At 73.1% G+C, this 15539-nt stretch carries 19 protein-coding genes; 11 read left to right on the top strand and 8 right to left on the bottom strand.

Annotated elements, in window-relative coordinates:
* Positions 1–6: 6 nt before the first annotated feature.
* Positions 7–1569 (bottom strand): GTPase HflX, encoded by a 1563-nt coding sequence (gene hflX / locus H0S66_RS11145; RefSeq protein ID WP_420846873.1) that lies wholly within the window; start codon positions 1567–1569, stop codon positions 7–9.
* 90 nt (positions 1570–1659) lie between these two features.
* Here hflX and H0S66_RS11140 point away from each other — a divergent pair, with 90 nt between their 5' ends.
* A complete protein-coding gene (locus H0S66_RS11140) occupies positions 1660–2259 on the top strand; it encodes a nucleoside/nucleotide kinase family protein (protein ID WP_258016867.1) in 600 nt (199 codons plus the stop codon).
* 122 nt (positions 2260–2381) lie between these two features.
* Here the strand turns inward: H0S66_RS11140 and H0S66_RS11135 are convergent, their stop codons facing one another.
* The 6 genes from H0S66_RS11135 to miaA form a co-directional block, all read right to left on the bottom strand.
* Positions 2382–3062, bottom strand: coding sequence for an alpha/beta hydrolase (locus tag H0S66_RS11135; RefSeq protein WP_179615449.1), 681 nt, complete (start codon positions 3060–3062; stop codon positions 2382–2384).
* A 75-nt stretch (positions 3063–3137) separates the two neighbouring features.
* Complete coding sequence (locus tag H0S66_RS11130; protein ID WP_179615448.1) at positions 3138–3914, bottom strand: SDR family NAD(P)-dependent oxidoreductase; 777 nt, start codon at positions 3912–3914, stop codon at positions 3138–3140.
* Positions 3915–4104: 190 nt separating this feature from the next.
* Entirely contained in the window at positions 4105–4860 is a 756-nt protein-coding gene (gene dapF / locus H0S66_RS11125; protein WP_338037203.1) for a diaminopimelate epimerase, read from the bottom strand.
* Positions 4861–4966: 106 nt separating this feature from the next.
* Entirely contained in the window at positions 4967–5629 is a 663-nt protein-coding gene (locus H0S66_RS11120) for an MSMEG_1061 family FMN-dependent PPOX-type flavoprotein (protein WP_179615446.1), read from the bottom strand.
* A 10-nt stretch (positions 5630–5639) separates the two neighbouring features.
* Positions 5640–6182, bottom strand: coding sequence for a dihydrofolate reductase family protein (locus H0S66_RS11115; RefSeq protein ID WP_179615445.1), 543 nt, complete (start codon positions 6180–6182; stop codon positions 5640–5642).
* A complete protein-coding gene (miaA, locus tag H0S66_RS11110; protein WP_246305135.1) occupies positions 6179–7150 on the bottom strand; it encodes a tRNA (adenosine(37)-N6)-dimethylallyltransferase MiaA in 972 nt (323 codons plus the stop codon). Before miaA ends, H0S66_RS11115 begins: the two co-directional genes overlap by 4 nt.
* 47 nt (positions 7151–7197) lie before the next feature.
* On the opposite strand from miaA, the gene H0S66_RS11105 reads away from it, so the two are divergent.
* From H0S66_RS11105 to H0S66_RS11085, 5 genes are read left to right on the top strand one after another with little or no spacing between them, the layout of a single operon-like run.
* Positions 7198–7461 (top strand): antitoxin, encoded by a 264-nt coding sequence (locus H0S66_RS11105; RefSeq protein ID WP_179615444.1) that lies wholly within the window; start codon positions 7198–7200, stop codon positions 7459–7461.
* Entirely contained in the window at positions 7458–7634 is a 177-nt protein-coding gene (locus tag H0S66_RS11100) for a hypothetical protein (protein ID WP_179615443.1), read from the top strand. The genes H0S66_RS11105 and H0S66_RS11100 overlap by 4 nt, the downstream gene beginning before the upstream one ends.
* Positions 7635–7641: 7 nt before the next feature.
* On the top strand, positions 7642–8208 hold the full coding sequence (locus H0S66_RS11095; RefSeq protein ID WP_246305134.1) for an NUDIX hydrolase: 567 nt from the start codon (positions 7642–7644) through the stop codon (positions 8206–8208).
* Positions 8205–8465, top strand: a complete 261-nt coding sequence (locus H0S66_RS11090; protein ID WP_179615442.1) for a hypothetical protein — start codon at positions 8205–8207, stop codon at positions 8463–8465. The genes H0S66_RS11095 and H0S66_RS11090 overlap by 4 nt, the downstream gene beginning before the upstream one ends.
* On the top strand, positions 8462–8743 hold the full coding sequence (locus H0S66_RS11085) for a hypothetical protein (RefSeq protein ID WP_179615441.1): 282 nt from the start codon (positions 8462–8464) through the stop codon (positions 8741–8743). The genes H0S66_RS11090 and H0S66_RS11085 overlap by 4 nt, the downstream gene beginning before the upstream one ends.
* Before the next feature lie 206 nt (positions 8744–8949).
* Here H0S66_RS11085 and miaB read toward each other — a convergent pair whose 3' ends face one another.
* A complete protein-coding gene (miaB, locus tag H0S66_RS11080) occupies positions 8950–10467 on the bottom strand; it encodes a tRNA (N6-isopentenyl adenosine(37)-C2)-methylthiotransferase MiaB (RefSeq protein WP_179615440.1) in 1518 nt (505 codons plus the stop codon).
* Between miaB and H0S66_RS11075 the strand changes: the two genes are divergently transcribed.
* The 5 genes from H0S66_RS11075 (at position 10466) to H0S66_RS11055 (ending at position 15524) form a co-directional block, all read left to right on the top strand.
* On the top strand, positions 10466–12136 hold the full coding sequence (locus H0S66_RS11075; RefSeq protein ID WP_180923584.1) for a CehA/McbA family metallohydrolase: 1671 nt from the start codon (positions 10466–10468) through the stop codon (positions 12134–12136). The two genes, miaB and H0S66_RS11075, sit on opposite strands and share 2 nt — an antisense overlap.
* A gap of 41 nt (positions 12137–12177) precedes the next feature.
* Positions 12178–12957 (top strand): amino acid ABC transporter ATP-binding protein, encoded by a 780-nt coding sequence (locus H0S66_RS11070; protein ID WP_370463657.1) that lies wholly within the window; start codon positions 12178–12180, stop codon positions 12955–12957.
* Positions 12958–13026: 69 nt separating this feature from the next.
* The gene (locus tag H0S66_RS11065) at positions 13027–13908 is read left to right on the top strand and encodes a glutamate ABC transporter substrate-binding protein (RefSeq protein WP_179615438.1); all 882 of its coding nucleotides are present in this window, start codon (positions 13027–13029) and stop codon (positions 13906–13908) included.
* Positions 13909–13989: 81 nt separating this feature from the next.
* Entirely contained in the window at positions 13990–14631 is a 642-nt protein-coding gene (locus H0S66_RS11060) for an amino acid ABC transporter permease (protein ID WP_258016866.1), read from the top strand.
* Positions 14628–15524, top strand: a complete 897-nt coding sequence (locus H0S66_RS11055) for an amino acid ABC transporter permease (protein WP_179615436.1) — start codon at positions 14628–14630, stop codon at positions 15522–15524. The genes H0S66_RS11060 and H0S66_RS11055 overlap by 4 nt, the downstream gene beginning before the upstream one ends.
* Positions 15525–15539 lie beyond the last annotated feature (15 nt).

The following is a 15539-nucleotide window of genomic DNA, read 5'->3' as shown; positions in this document are numbered from 1 at the left end:
CCGGGCTCAGGACGGGGAGCCACCCTCGACGCTGGGCTGCACGGCGTAGGCCGCCAGCTCGCCGGCCAGCGACTCGTTGGCGCGCCCGCGCACCAGGGAGCCGTCGGCGGTGTGCTCGAGCGTGTCGATCTCGCCCTCCTGGTGCAGCCGGTTGACCAGGTCGCCACGGCTGTAGGGCAGCAGCACCTCGAACTCCACCGACGGGCGCGGCAGCTCGGACTCGATGACCGCCAGCGCCGCGGCGATGCCCTCGCCGGTCCTGGCCGAGACGACCACCGAGTGCGGCTCGCGGGCCTGCAGGCGCGCCAGCACCAGCGGGTCGGCGGCGTCGGCCTTGTTGATGACCACGAGCTCGGGGATCTTGGCGGCGTCGACCTCGGCGAGCACCTCGCGCACCGCACTCAGCTGGCCCTCGGGGTCGGGGTGCGAGCCGTCGACCACGTGCAGGATCAGGTCGGCCGCGGCCACCTCCTCCAGCGTCGAGCGGAACGCCTCGACCAGCTGGTGGGGCAGGTGGCGGACGAACCCGACGGTGTCGCTCATCGTGTAGACCCGCCCGTCCGCGGTCGTCGTACGACGCGTGGTGGGGTCGAGGGTCGCGAACAGGCTGTCCTCGACCAGCACCCCGGCGCTGGTCAGCCGGTTGAGCAGGCTGGACTTGCCGGCGTTGGTGTAGCCGGCGATCGCCACCGAGGGGATCTCGTTGCGGGCGCGGCCCGAGCGCTTGGCGTCGCGGGTGACCTTCATCTGCTTCAGGTCGGCGCGCAGCTTGGCGATCTTGGTGTTGATGCGGCGGCGGTCGGTCTCGATCTTGGTCTCACCGGGGCCACGGCCACCGATGCCGGCACCGCCGGCGACGCGGCCACCGGCCTGGCGCGACAGGTTGCCGCCCCAGCCGCGCAGGCGCTGCTTCATGTAGGAGAGCTGGGCCAGCTCGACCTGGGCCTGGCCCTCGCGCGACTTGGCGTGCTGGGCGAAGATGTCGAGGATCAGCGCGGTCCGGTCGACCACCTTGACCTTGATCTTGTCCTCGAGGTTGCGCAGCTGGCTCGGCGCGAGCTCACCGTCGCAGATGACGGTGTCGGCGCCGGTCGCGGCCACGATCTCGGCCAGGCCCTCGACCTTGCCGCGGCCGATGTAGGTGGCCGGGTCGGGCTTTTGGCGGCGCTGGAAGAGCGCCTCCAGCACCTCGGAGCCGGCGGTCTCGGCGAGCAGGGCGAGCTCGGCCATCGAGTTCTCGGCGTCCTGCACGCTGCCCTCGGTCCACACGCCGACCAGCACGACCCGCTCGAGGCGCAGCTGGCGGTACTCGACCTCGGTGATGTCCTCGAGCTCGGTGCGCAGGCTGGCCACGCGGCGCAGCTGGTGGCGCTCGGCGAGCTCCATGGCGCCGACCGTGGGGTCGTCGTCCTCGGGGTCGGGGGCGTCGAGGTCGACGGCGGGCTCGTCGGCCCGGTCGTCGTCGGCCCGGTCGTCATCGTCGGCGTAGCCGGACTCGAAGTCGTCGGCGTCCCACGCCGCGGTGGCCTCGAGCTCGTCGTCGAGGGAGAAGTCAGGTGCGTTCGTCATATGCCTCCAGGGTATGTCTGTTCCAACGCGACCACGAACGACTTTCATCCCGGCACACCCGGGACGCCGCCACGTGCCACGATGGAGGGCGTGCCCAGCCCCGACGTCCTCGCCGCGCTCGAGCACCTGCCCCGCGGCCGGCTGCTCGGCCTCACCGGCGCCCCCGGGGCCGGCAAGTCGACCGTCGCGGCCTGGCTGGCCGAGCACACCGGCGCCGCGGTGGTGCCGATGGACGGCTTCCACCTCGCCGACGTCGAGCTGCGCCGCCGCGGGCTGCTCGACCGCAAGGGTGCGCCCGAGACCTTCGACGCCGAGGGGTACGCCGCCCTGCTGCGGCGGGTGCGCGAGCGCGAGGAGCTGGTGATGGCACCGGCCTTCGAGCGCGACCTCGAGCAGCCCCTCGCCGGCGCGCTGCCGGTGCCGGGGGCGGCCGACCAGGTCGTCACCGAGGGCAACTACCTGCTCCTCGACGAGCCCCGCTGGCGCGCGGTGCGCGCCCTGCTCGACACCGTGTGGCACGTGCACGTCGACACCGACGTGCGCCTCGAGCGGCTGCTGGCCCGCCACGTCGCCCACGGCAAGACCCCCGACGAGGCCCGCGCCTGGGTCGCCCGCGTCGACGAGCCCAACGCCGCGCTCGTCGAGGCCGCCGCCGAGCGCGCCGACCTGGTCCTCGACCTCACCCCCTGACGCGAGCCGGCGCCACTTCACCGCCGACCCGGCGCCACTTCACCGCCGAGCCGGCGCCACTTCACCGCCGAGCCGGCGCAACTTCACCGCGAGCCGGCCGGTTCGGACGGGCCGGGTCGGCGTCAGGCGGTGACCCAGGGCTCGCCGGCCAGCACCGCGGCGACCGGCTCGGAGACCTCGACCCCGTCGCGCCCGAGGAGGCTGGCGGCGCTGAACTGGGCGGCATACGAGTCGAAGGAGCGGCCGTGGCGCAGCATCGCGTGCTTGCCGTCGGGGATGCGGATGAAGCCCACCCCGGTGTGCGCGGCGATGCGCCGCGCGACGGTCTCGGCGCGGCCGGGCGGGGCGATGCGGTCGCGCATGCCGTGCACCACCAGCACGCTGCGCCCCGGCATCGGGACGCCGTCGGTCGGGTAGACCCACGGGTTGAGCGCCACGACCGAGCGCACGCAGTCGAGCCCGCCGGCGAGCAGGGCGGCCCGACCACCGAGCGAGTGCCCGACGAGGCCGACCGGGCGGTCGCCGTACCGCTCGCGCACCTGCTCGAGCGCCCAGGCCACGTCGTCGACCGGGGTGGTGTGGGTGTCCCAGCCGCGGCGGGTGTTGAGCACGCGGTGGACGGCCAGCTCGCCGCGCCCGGCCCGCGCGACCGCCTTGGCGGTGGGGATCATCCGCAGCACCGAGAGCTGGGTGGGGCTGACCCCGGGGCTGTCCTGGCGGTCGGCGCCGCCGTGCAGCACCAGCACGACGGCGCGCGGGTCGTCGGGGGTGGCGGTGTCGAGGAGGCGAGGGGCGAGGTCCACGCGTCGAGTGTTGCAAATGGGTCGTGCCCCTGGGGGTGACCTGCTGGTCACCCCCAGGGGCACGAGTGCCGGTGGCTACTTGGGGGGCATCCGGATGCCGCCGTCGACGCGGATGACCTCGGCGTTCATGTAGGAGTTGGTGATCGTCTCCACGACCATCGAGGCCAGCTCGTCGGGGTTGCCGAGCCGCTTGGGGAACAGCACGCTCTCGCCGAGCTTGGCCTTGAACGCCTCGGCCTGCTCGCCCTCGCCGTAGATCGGGGTGTCGATGAGGCCCGGGGCGATGGTGTTGAGGCGGATGCCGGCGGCCGACAGGTCGCGCGCGACCGGCAGGGTCATGCCGACGACGCCGCCCTTCGACGACGAGTACGCCGCCTGGCCGATCTGGCCGTCGAAGGCCGCGACCGAGGTGAGGTTGGCGATGGCGCCGCGGCAGCCGTCGGCGTCGGGCTCGTTGCGGCTCATCGCGGTGGCGGCCAGGCGGGTCATGTCGAAGGTGCCGATCAGGTTGATCGCGATCACCTTCGTGTACGCCGCCAGGTCGTGCGCGGAGTCGAAGTCGCCGTCGCGCCCGATCGTGCGCTGCGCCCAGCCGATGCCGGCCGAGTTGACCACGGCGCGCAGCGGCGCGATCTCGGCGGCGGCCTCGACCGCGGCCTTGATCTGGTCAGTGTTCGTGACGTCGACCTGGGCGAAGACGCCGCCGATCTCGGCGGCCAGGGCCTCGCCCTTGTCGGCCTGCAGGTCGGCGATGACGACGGTCGCGCCCTTGGCGGCGAGCTGGCGGGCCGCGGCGGCGCCGATGCCCGACGCGCCGCCGGTGACGATGGCAGATGCTCCGGAGATGTCCATGCAGCGGAGCCTAGGGGGCCGTCGTCGCGCGCCGACAGGGACCCGCCGAACGAGACAGTTCCACTGTCACGGTCGGGCGCGGGAGTTTCATCGGGTACCCGACAGAACTCGCGCCACCACCACGAAGGTTCAGCCAGGTGCCGCCAGTTCCATCGGGTGCCCGATGAACCTCCGGGCCAGCCCGACAGCCCTACAGGTCGGTGGTGCCGCGGGCGACGATCACGGCGGGGCCGGTCATCAGCATGTGGCCGCGCTCGTCGAGGGCGATGGTCAGGGTGCCGCCCGGCAGGTCCACCCGGTACGCCGCCCCGGCGGCGTCGTCGTCGGAGCCGAGCGCGCCGTCGGCCTCGGCCGCGGCGACCATCACCGCGCAGGCGCCGGTGCCGCAGGAGGAGGTCTCGCCCGAGCCGCGCTCGTGGACCCGCATCGCGACGTGGCGCGGCCCGCGGCGCACCACGAACTCGACGTTGACCCCGTCGGGGTAGACCCCGGCGTCGTGGCCGGGCGCCTCGGTCAGCGCGCCGGCGTCGTCGAGGGAGTCGACGAAGGCCACCGCGTGCGGGTTGCCCATGTCGACGTGACGGGCGGGCCAGGCCCGCTCCCCCACCGACACCTCGGTGCGACCCACCAGGCGCGGCGCGCCCATGTCGACGGTCAGGCCGTCCTCGGGGGCGCCGCCCGCGGGGGTGACGACCTTGACGCCGTCGCGGGTGCCGACCGGGATCGGCGTACCGGGCTCGACCAGGCCCTCCTGGAGCAGGTGCAGGGCGAAGACGCGCACCCCGTTGCCGCACATCTCCGAGACCGACCCGTCGGCGTTGCGGTAGTCCATGAACCACTCCGCACCCTCGGCCAGCGCCGCGGCACCGGGGTCGGTGGCGGCCAGCGCGGCGGTGCGCACCACCCGCAGCACCCCGTCACCGCCGATGCCGGCGCGCGGTCGCACAGCGCCCGCACCCGCTCGACGGCCAGCCCGCCGTGCACCGAGCCGTCGTGGTCGGGCAGCAGCACGAAGTCGTTGCGGGTGCCGTGGCCCTTGAGGAAGGGGTAGGTCATCGGTAGAGCCTCTCGGCGTAGGACGGTCCGTAGTACTCCTCGAGCTCGGCGGGGCTGCGCCCGCCCGCCTCGACCGGGGGCTCCGCGGCGGCCGCCAGCACCGCGCGCCGCGGCACGTGCGCCTCGGGCGCCCAGCTCTCCGGCTCCCACAGCCGCGAGCGCAGGAACGCCTTGGAGCAGTGGAAGAAGACCTCCTCGACCTCGACCACGACGGCCAGCAGCGGCCGGTGGCCGCGGACCTCGAGCTCGTCGAGGAAGGGCGCCTCGCGCACCAGCCGCGCCCGCCCGTTGACCCGCAGCGTGTCGCCGCGCCCGGGGATGACGAAGTCGAGCCCGACGTGGGGGTTGGCCAGGATGTTGCGGTAGCCGTCGGCGAGCCGGTTGCCGGGGCGCTCGGCGATGGCGATGGTCGACTCGTCGAGCACGTGCACCAGGCTCCCGGTGGGGTCGCCCTTCGGCGAGACGTCGCAGCGGCCCTCCGCGTCGGCCGTGGCCAGCATGCAGAACGGCGTCGCCGCCAGCCAGGCCCGGTCGACGTCGGTCAGGGTGGCGTGCACCTTCGCCCGCACCACCGGCGTCGGCTCGCCCAGCAGCAGCGCGAGCTCGTCGACGTCGCCGATCTCGCGCCAGGGCCCCTGCTGCGCACGCGGACTGCTCACCCGGACCAACCTACGCGGGCGGGCGTACGACGTCGTAGCGGGCGCAGGCGAAGTCGCCGTTGCGCGCCAGGTCGACCAGGCGCAGGTCGAGCGCCTCGGTCATCAGCGGACGCCCGGCACCCAGCACGACGGGCGCGATCGCCACGACCACCTCGTCGAGCAGCCCCTCGGCGGCCAGCTGGGAGGCCAGCGCGCCACCGCCGACCACCCACACGCCGCTGCCGCCGGCGGCGGCCAGCACCTCGGGCCACACCTCGGTGACCGCACCGCTGACGAGGCGGACGTCGGCGCCCTCGATGCGCGGCAGGTCGCGATGGGTGAAGACCCAGCACGGCTGCTCGTAGGGCCAGCCGTCCCCAGCCTCGTCGTGGGTGCGGATCCACTCGTAGGTCGTCGAGCCCATCAGCAGCGCCCCGATGCCGGAGATGAACGCCGGGTAGCCCATCGGGCCGTCGTCGTCGATCTGCTGGCGGAAGAGCCAGTCGAGGGAGTCGTGCTCGTCGGCGATGAACCCGTCGAGCGTCGAGGCAACGTAGTAGGTGGTGCGGGTCATGCTCCGATGCTGCCACCGATCGCCGACACCCGCTCGACGGCGGCCACCGCGACCTCGACGCGGGCCGGGTCGTCGTGGTCGACCCACACGATGCGCGGGTCCTTGCGGAACCACGAGTCCTGGCGCCGCGCGAAGCGCCGGGTCGCCACCACGGTGCGCTCGCGGGCCTCCTCGAGCCCCAGCTCGCCGGCGACGTACGCCGCCACCTCGCGGTAGCCGATCGCGCGGCGGGCGGTCAGCCCCTCGTCGAGCCCCTCGCCCAGCAGCCGCTCCACCTCGGCGACGAAGCCGTCGTCGAACATCTGCGCCACCCGCTGCTCGATGCGCGCGTCGAGGGTGGGCCGGTCGATGTCGACGCCGATCTGCACGGTGCGCGGGTCGACGTAGACCAGGCGCGGCAGGGAGGCGCTGAAGGGCCGGCCGGTCAGCTCGACGACCTCCAGGGCGCGCACCACGCGGCGGGTGTTCCCGGGCTCGATGCGCGCGGCGGCCTCCGGGTCGCGGGCGGCGAGCCGGGCGTGCAGGGCCGCGCTGCCGGCCTCCTCGGCCTCGGCCTCCAGCCGGGCGCGCAGCGCGCTGTCGGTGCCGGGGAACTCGAACTCGTCGAGCACCGCGCGGGTGTAGAGGGCCGACCCCCCGACCAGCACCGGCACCCGGCCGCGCCCGCGCAGCTCGCCGATCAGCCCGCGCGCCAGCTCCTGGAAGTGCGCGACGTTGGCCGGCTCGGTGACCTCGAGCAGGTCGAGCAGGTGGTGCGGGACGCCGCGCCGCTCGGCCGGCGGCAGCTTGGCGGTGCCGACGTCCATGCCGCGGTAGAGCTGCATCGCGTCGGTGTTGACCACCTCGCCGCCGAGCCGCTCGGCCAGGTCGAGGGAGAGCCCGCTCTTGCCGGACGCGGTGGCGCCGACGACCGCGACCACGACGGGGTCGCTCCCCATCCCCTCGGGCGTCCCGGCCGGTGCTGACATGTGACTAGTGTGGCAATCACCCCACCCGCACCGACCAGGAGGCCGAGATGGGTTTCTTCAACAGGCGCAACATCGACAAGCTGCGCGGCAAGGTGACCGACGCCGTCGACAAGCACGGCGACAAGATCTCCGACGGCATCGACAAGGCGGCCCGGGCCGCCGACCAGCGCACCGGCGGCAAGCACAGCGACAAGATCGCCAAGGGCGTCTCGAAGGCCAAGGACGGTCTCGACAAGCTCGACGGCAAGAAGGACGACCTGCCGCCCGACAACCCGCCCACCACCTACCCCCGGACGGAGGACACGCCGTGACCGCACCCGTGCCCGAGGAGCGCGAGGAGCACCCGCTGCCCACCGAGGAGGACCCGCCCGGCGAGCACGCTGGCGAGCTGCCCGGCGAGGACGCCGAGCGCCCGGTCGACGGTGCCGCCGCGGCCGAGCACGAGCGCAACGCCGAGACCTCCGAGGACCAGCCCAGCCAGTGACCGCCCGATGACCAGCCCAGCCACCGGCCCGATGACCGGCCCGATGACCGGCGCAGCGCCGCACCACGGCCGCTTCGTCGTCGTGCCCGCCGCCTACGTCTTCCTGCTGCGCAGCGGCGGGGCCGGGTCCGAGGTGCTGCTCCAGCTGCGCCGCGGCACCGGCTACATGGACGGCCACTGGGCCGCGGCGGCCGCCGGCCACGTCGAGCGTGGCGAGACGGCGTACGACGCGGCGCACCGCGAGGCGCGCGAGGAGATCGGCGTCGAGGACCTCGCCCTCTCCTTCGTCACCGCCATGCACCGCACCCGCGGTGGGGAGCCGATCGACGAGCGCATCGACTTCTTCTTCACCGCCTCCTCGTGGAGCGGCGAGCCCAGAGTCGTGGAGCCTGAGAAGTCCGCGGGGCTGCGCTGGTGCGCGCTCGACGACCTAGATGCGCTGCCCGACCCGGTCGTCCCGCACGAGCGGGCGGTGCTGGAGAGCCTCCGCACCGGCACGAGCAGTCCCTACAGCACCTTCGGCTTCGACGCGGACCTCCCCGTCGCCGCCCACCAGGAAGGACTCAGCAGATGAGCGACACCAACGGCGCCGAGGACCTCGGCCCGATGCCCACCCCGCAGGCCGAGGAGCCGGAGCTGGTGCCCGGCGGCGTCGACGCGATCGGCGAGGTCAGCGACCAGCCCGTCGTGCCCGACCTCGCCGCGAGCGCCAACCCGGCCACCGAGAACGCCCCCGCCGAGACCAGCGAGGGCGAGGACACCAGCACCAAGGCCACCGACGACGATGACGACGCCGACGACGTCGCCCCGACCGAGGAGTCGCCGGCATGAGCACGCCCACCGACCCCCGGACCGGCCGCGAGGCCGACGACCCGCGGCACTCCAACGACGAGCTGGCCGGCGACATGGGCGTCAGCAGCGAGCGCGAGGGCTCGACCGGCCCGGGCCAGCACGGCACCGACGGGGTCAAGGACACCTCGGTCTCCGACGAGCACGGCGTCCCGGACCCCGAGAAGCCCGAGAAGACCCGCGGCGGCGAGGAGCCGCAGCCCGAGGGGCTGACCCCCAAGGCCGGCTACTCCTCGATCGACCCCCGCAGCAAGGACTGACCAGGCTCACGCCGAGACGTCCCGTATCTCGCGTCCACCCGGCCCGTATCTCGCGTCCACCCGGCGCGTATCTCGCGTCCACCCGGCCCGGATCTCGCGTCGACCCGGCCTGCTCCGGATAGAGGGAGATCCGGGCCGGGTCAGCGCGAGATCTGTGCCGGGTCAGCGCGACATTTGCGCCGGGTCAGCGCGACATTTGCGCCGGGTCAGCGGCAGGCGGGGGCGTCGGGCAGCGGTGCCGGCACCCCGACCGACGGCATGCCCAGCCCGACACCGGTCGGCTTCGGGGCCCTGGTGCGGGCCTCCCACGCGTCGCCCGAGCGGGTACGTCGCACGGAGACCACGCGGTCGGCGACCAGGTGGTGCGGGGCGGCATAGGTGACCTCGACGGTGACCATGTCACCGGGGCGCACCTCCTCCTGCGGAGCCACGAAGTGCACGAGCCGGTTGTCGGGGGCGCGCCCGGAGAGCCGCAGCGTCTCGGCGTCCTTGCGGCCCTCGCCCTCGGCGACCATCAGCTCGAGGGTGCGCCCGACCATCTTCTTGTTCTCGGTCCAGGCGATCTCGTTGACCAGGTCGACCAGGCGGCCGTAGCGGTCCTTGACCACCTCGGGCGGGACCTGGTCGGGCAGCGTCGCGGCCGGCGTACCGGGGCGCTTGGAGTACTGGAAGGTGAAGGCGGAGGAGAACCGCGACTCCGCGACCACGCGCAGCGTCTCGGCGAAGTCCTCCTCGGTCTCGCCGGGGAAGCCGACGATGATGTCGGTGGTGATGGCTGCCTCTGGGATCGCCGCGCGCACCCGCTCGATGATGCCGAGGTACTTGGTGGAGCGGTAGGAGCGTCGCATGTCCTTGAGCACCTTGTCGGAGCCCGACTGCAGCGGCATGTGCAGGCTCGGCATCACGTTGGGCGTCTCGGCCATCGCCTCGATGACGTCGTCGGTGAACTCGGCCGGGTGCGGGCTGGTGAAGCGCACCCGCTCGAGGCCCTCGATGTCGCCGCAGGCGCGCAGCAGCTTGGAGAAGGCCTGCCGGTCGCCGAACTCCACGCCGTAGGCGTTGACGTTCTGGCCCAGCAGGGTCACCTCGGAGACGCCCTCGGCGACCAGCGCGCGGATCTCGGCGAGGATGTCGCCGGGGCGACGGTCCTTCTCCTTGCCGCGCAGCGCGGGCACGATGCAGAAGGTGCAGGTGTTGTTGCAGCCGACCGAGATCGAGACCCACGCGGCGTACGCCGACTCGCGCTTGGTGGGCAGCGTCGAGGGGAAGACGTCGAGCGACTCCAGGATCTCGACCTGGGCCTCCTCGGCCACGCGGGCCCGCTCGAGCAGCACCGGCAGCGAGCCGATGTTGTGGGTGCCGAAGACCACGTCGACGTACGGCGCCCGGTCGGTGATGGTGGCGCGGTCCTTCTGCGCCAGGCAGCCGCCGACGGCGATCTGCATGCCGGGGCGCGCGGCCTTGATGGGCGCGAGGTGGGAGAGGTTGCCGTAGAGCTTGTTGTCGGCGTTCTCGCGCACCGCGCAGGTGTTGAAGACGACCACGTCGGCCTGCTCGCCGGCCGGGGCGCCCTGCTTGTCGAAGGCCACGTAGCCCGCGTCCTCCAGCAGCCCGGTGAGCCGCTCGGAGTCGTGGACGTTCATCTGGCACCCGTAGGTCTTGACCTCGTAGGTGCGGCCGGTCGTGGGCACGGCGGCCTCGGGCTGGGCGGTGGTGGCAGTCATGACGCTCCCAGGGTACGGCGGCGCGGCGGGCCCGCCCGAATCCATCACCCCGGCCCCCGGCGCTCGTTGGAGCGGTGTGTGCGAGCTCTCCCCTCCCCCTGCCGCCGCCGGCCGGCGCGCCGTCATCGGGGCCGGCCTCGGCGCCGGCCTGGCGGGCGCCTCGGCCGTGCTGGTGCCGCCCACCGCGTCGTACGCCGCCGACGGGGCGACCGCGGCGGGGCTGGTCTACCGCGGCCGGTTCACCGGCGTCGGCGACCCCGACTGGCACTACCTGCCGGTCGAGGTGCCGCGCGGCACCACCCGCATCGACGTCGCCTACGGCTACGACAAGCTCGAGACCGGCGCCGGGGTCTCCTTCAACATCATCGACATCGGGATCTTCGACGCCTCCGGCAAGGGCCTGGGCGACGCGGCCGGGTTCCGCGGCTGGTCCGGCGGGGCGCGCGACCGGTTCAGCATCAGCCGCAGCCGCGCCACCCCCGGCTACCTGGCGGGACCGATCGGCGCGGGCACCTGGCACGTCGTGCTCGGCCCCTTCACCGTCGTGCCGCCCGGGGTGGAGTGGACGGTCACCGTGACCCTGCACCGCGGTGGCGCGCGGGGGCAGCGCTTCCGCCCCCGCCCGGCTCCGCGGCGGGTGCGCGGCACCGGCCCCGGCTGGTACCGCGGCGACCTGCACACCCACACCGTGCACTCAGACGGCCGCCACACCCAGGCCTCGCTGCTGGCGCTGGCGCGCGAGGCCGGGCTCGACTTCCTGGCCTCCACCGAGCACAACACCACCTCCGCGCACCTGACCTGGGGCCGCCACGTGCCCGACGACTTCCTGGTGGTCCCGGGCGAGGAGGTCACCACCCGGGCCGGGCACTGCGTGACCCTCGGCCAGCCCGCCGGCGCCTGGATCGACTGGCGCTACCGCCCCGAGGACGACCAGCTGGGCCGCTTCACCGAGCGGGTGCGCCGCCTGGGCGGGATGTCGGTCGCCGCGCACCCGTTCGCGCCGACCGCCGGCTCGACCTGGCAGTACGGCTACGACGACGTCGACGCCGTCGAGCTGTGGAACGGCCCGTGGACCCTCGACGACCAGACCGCTTTGAGCGCCTGGCACGCCCTGCTGGTCGCGGGTCGCTTCGTGCCGGCCGTGGGCTCCTCCGACAGCCACCACGACGGCCAGCAGGTCGGGCGGGCCCAGACAGTCGTGCACGCCGAGCAGCTCTCGGTCGGCGCGGTGGTGCGCGGGCTGCGCCGCGGCCGGTCCTGGCTCGCGGAGTCCTCGGCGGTCGAGCTGGGCCTGGAGGCGCGCCTCGGCGGGGCGCGCGGCCGGTTGCGGCCAGAGCCTGGACGCCGGGCCGGCCGACGTGGTCGACGTGCGCCTCGAGGTCGGCGGGGTGCCCGGCTGCCTGGCGCAGGTGTGGGGCCCGCTCGGTCCGCTGGCGGGCGCGGTGACCGACGCCGCGGGACGCGCCGAGGTGACGGTGCAGGTGCGCGCCGGGGCAGCGCCGTTCGTGCGCGCCGAGGTCCGCCGCCTCGACGGGGCGCCGGTCGTGAACCCGGTCGAGGGGGTCCCGGCGCTGCCCGTGGTGGCCCTGACCAACCCCGTGTTCCTGGCTCCCGCACCCTCCCGCGCGCAGAACCGCAACGAAGATGTGACCACCTGAGAGCAGCCTGAGCGTGGCACGAAGGGGCCACGGGTGGCTAGGGTCAGTCGGTATGACGGCTGAGCAGACCTCGTCGAGCCCCACCGCTGCCAGGGGAGAACCGCTGGTCGTGCTCGACCACGTCGACAAGTGGTTCGGTGACCTGCACGTGCTGCAGGACATCCACCTGAGCGTCGCGCGCGGCGAGGTCGTCGTGGTCATCGGCCCCTCGGGCTCGGGCAAGTCGACGCTGTGCCGCGCCATCAACCGCCTCGAGACCATCGACAAGGGGCAGATCTCGCTCGACGGCCAGCCGCTGCCCGCGGAGGGCAAGCAGCTCGCCGCGCTGCGCGCCGAGGTCGGGATGGTCTTCCAGTCCTTCAACCTCTTCGCCCACAAGACGATCCTCGAGAACGTCACCCTCGGGCCGATCAAGGTGCGCGGGCACAAGAAGGCCGACGCCGACAAGCGCGCGATGGAGCTGCTCGACCGGGTCGGCATCGCCCACCAGGCCAAGAAGTACCCCGCCCAGCTCTCGGGCGGCCAGCAGCAGCGCGTCGCGATCGCCCGCGCCCTGGCCATGGACCCCAAGGTGATGCTCTTCGACGAGCCCACCTCGGCGCTGGACCCCGAGATGATCAAGGAGGTCCTCGACGTCATGGTCGACCTCGCCGAGCAGGGCATGACCATGGTCGTGGTCACCCACGAGATGGGCTTCGCGCGCACCGCCGCCGACCGGGTCGTCTTCATGGCCGACGGCGCGATCGTGGAGGAGAACACCCCCGAGGAGTTCTTCACCAACCCGCAGAGCGAGCGCGCCCAGGACTTCCTGAGCAAGATCCTCAAGCACTGACCCGCACCACCCAGCACCACCCAGTTCCACTCAGCACCACTCAGTTCCGCCGACAAAGGAGAATGAACGATGCGTCTGACCAAGTTCACGGCAGCCTTCGCGGGCGTCGTCCTGGCCGGGTCCCTCGCCGCCTGTGGCGACGACGAGAGCGCCCCCGAGCCCGAGGTGGCCTCCGACGTTGAGTTCGACGCCGGCACCACCATGGCCGAGCTCGCCGAGGCCGGCTCGATGACCGTCGGCACCAAGTTCGACCAGCCCGGCTTCGGTCTCCTGGGCCTCGAGGACACCCCCGAGGGCTTCGACGTCGAGGTCGCCAAGATCATCGCCGGCGCGATGGGCATCGCCCCCGAGGACATCGAGTGGAAGCAGGCCTCCTCCGACATCCGCGAGCAGGTCATCGAGGACGGCGACGTCGACATGGTCGTGGCGACGTACACGATCAACGAGGAGCGCGCCGAGCGCATCACCTTCGCCGGGCCGTACTACGAGGCCGGCCAGCAGCTGATGGTCAACGCCGACAACGACTCGCTCAACGGGCCCGAGGACATCGCCGACAACCCCGACATGAAGGTCTGCTCGGTCACCGGCTCGACGCCCTCGGAGCAGATCCGCGAGTACCTGGCCTCCGACGACCAGCTGGTCCTCTTCGACATCTACGACAAGTGCGCCGACGCCCTGGGCAACGGCCAGGTCGACATCGTCACCACCGACAACGTGATCCTGCTCGGCTTCGTCGACGAGAGCGACGGCGAGTTCAAGCTCGTCGGCGAGCAGTTCACCGAGGAGCCCTACGGCATCGGCATCGAGAAGGGTGACGTCGAGTTCTGCGAGTTCATCAACGAGACGCTCGCCGACAACGAGGACGCCTACGTGGCGGCCTGGGAGGCCACCGCGGGCCAGGTCGAGGGCACCGAGACCCCCGAGCTGCCCGAGCCGGCTCCCTGCGCCTGAGCCGTCTGACTCACCCCTGACCGGTGGGGGCGCGCGGCCCGCGCCCCCACCGGCTCACCGAGAGGAACCACCGTGGATCCGGTGTTCAACAACCTGGACCTCTACTGGAGCGGGTTCTGGCGCTCGCTGGGCATCATCGGCTGGAGCCTCGTGGGCTCGCTGCTGCTCGGCACCCTGATCGCCGCGTTCCGGGTCTCCCCCGTCGCCTCCCTGCGGGCCTTCGGCTCCGCGTGGGTCACCGTGATCCGCAACTGCCCGCTGACCATCGTGCTGTTCTTCATGGCCTTCGGCCTGCCCGAGCTCGGCATCAACATCGACTTCTACTGGTTCGGTGTGCTGAGCCTGATCATCTACACCTCCGCGTTCGTGTGCGAGGCGATCCGCTCGGGCATCAACTCCGTCTCGGCCGGCCAGGCCGAGGCGGCCCGGGCCATCGGCCTGCCCTTCACCCAGACCCTGACCCAGGTGGTCCTGCCGCAGGCGCTGCGCGCCACGGTGCCGCCGCTGGGCAGCGTGCAGATCGCGATGTTCAAGAACTCCGCGGTCGTCGGCGCCTTCGGCGTCGGCGGCGACCTGTGGCAGGTCGGGCAGACCCTGACCAGCGCCCGCGGCTTCGCCTACATCCCGGTCCTGACCGGGGTCGCGGTCGGCTACCTCGTCATCACCCTGAGCGCCGGCGCCCTGCTGGCGGTCATCGAGCGGAAGGTGGCGATCGCGCGATGAGCCAGACCTCGGTCCTCTACGACGCCCCCGGCCCCCGCGCCGTACGCCGCGCCCGCATCGGCACCGCCGTCGCGGTCCTCGTCTTCCTCGGCCTGGCCGTTCTCGTGGTCCTGCGCCTGGCCGACCGCGGCCAGTTCGACTCCGAGCTGTGGAGCCCCTGGTTCAACCCCTCCGACGACCGGTTCAGCCAGGTCTGGGAGCTGGTCGGCAGGGGCCTGTCGGCCACGCTGGTGGCAGCGGTGCTCGCGATCGCGTTCTCGCTGGTGGTCGGCGTCCTGCTCGGCGTGGCCCGGATGATGCTGGGCCGCGTGCTGCGGGTGCCGGTCGTGGCCTGGATCGAGCTGTTCCGCGGGCTGCCGGTGGTCGTGACGATCGTCTTCGTGTGGCGTGCGATGGTCGAGCTCGGCATCGACGTCTCGAGCCTGCCCGGCGAGTCGGCGCTGTGGTACCTGGTCATCGGCCTGACCCTCTACAACTCGGTGATCATCGCCGAGATCCTGCGCGCCGGCGTCGGGTCGCTGCCCAGCGGGCAGCGCGAGGCGGCCCTGGCGGTCGGCCTGACCAACGGCCAGGCGATGCGCACGGTCCTGCTGCCGCAGGCCTTCCGGGTCATGCTCCCGGCCCTGATCAGCCAGCTGGTGGTCGTCCTCAAGGACACCTCGCTGGCCGCGGTGGTCGGCCTGGGCTACCTCGAGCTGCTGCGCCGCGGCAACCTGATCGCGCAGACCCTCGACAACCCGATCCAGTCGCTGCTGATCATCGCGACCATCTTCATCGTCATCAACTACGGCCTGGGCAAGCTCGCCGAGTACGTCGAGCGGCGCATGGGACGGGCCAGCGGCTCGTCGGCCGGCGACGGCGCCGAGGCGGTCCCGGCCGGCCAGGGCGCCTGAGCCCCGGCGCGGCCG

This window comes from Nocardioides marinisabuli (assembly GCF_013466785.1).
Taxonomy (GTDB): Bacteria; Actinomycetota; Actinomycetes; order Propionibacteriales; family Nocardioidaceae; genus Nocardioides; species Nocardioides marinisabuli.
Note: the sequence above shows the minus strand (reverse complement) of the source record. Positions and strands in the feature narration are given on the sequence as shown.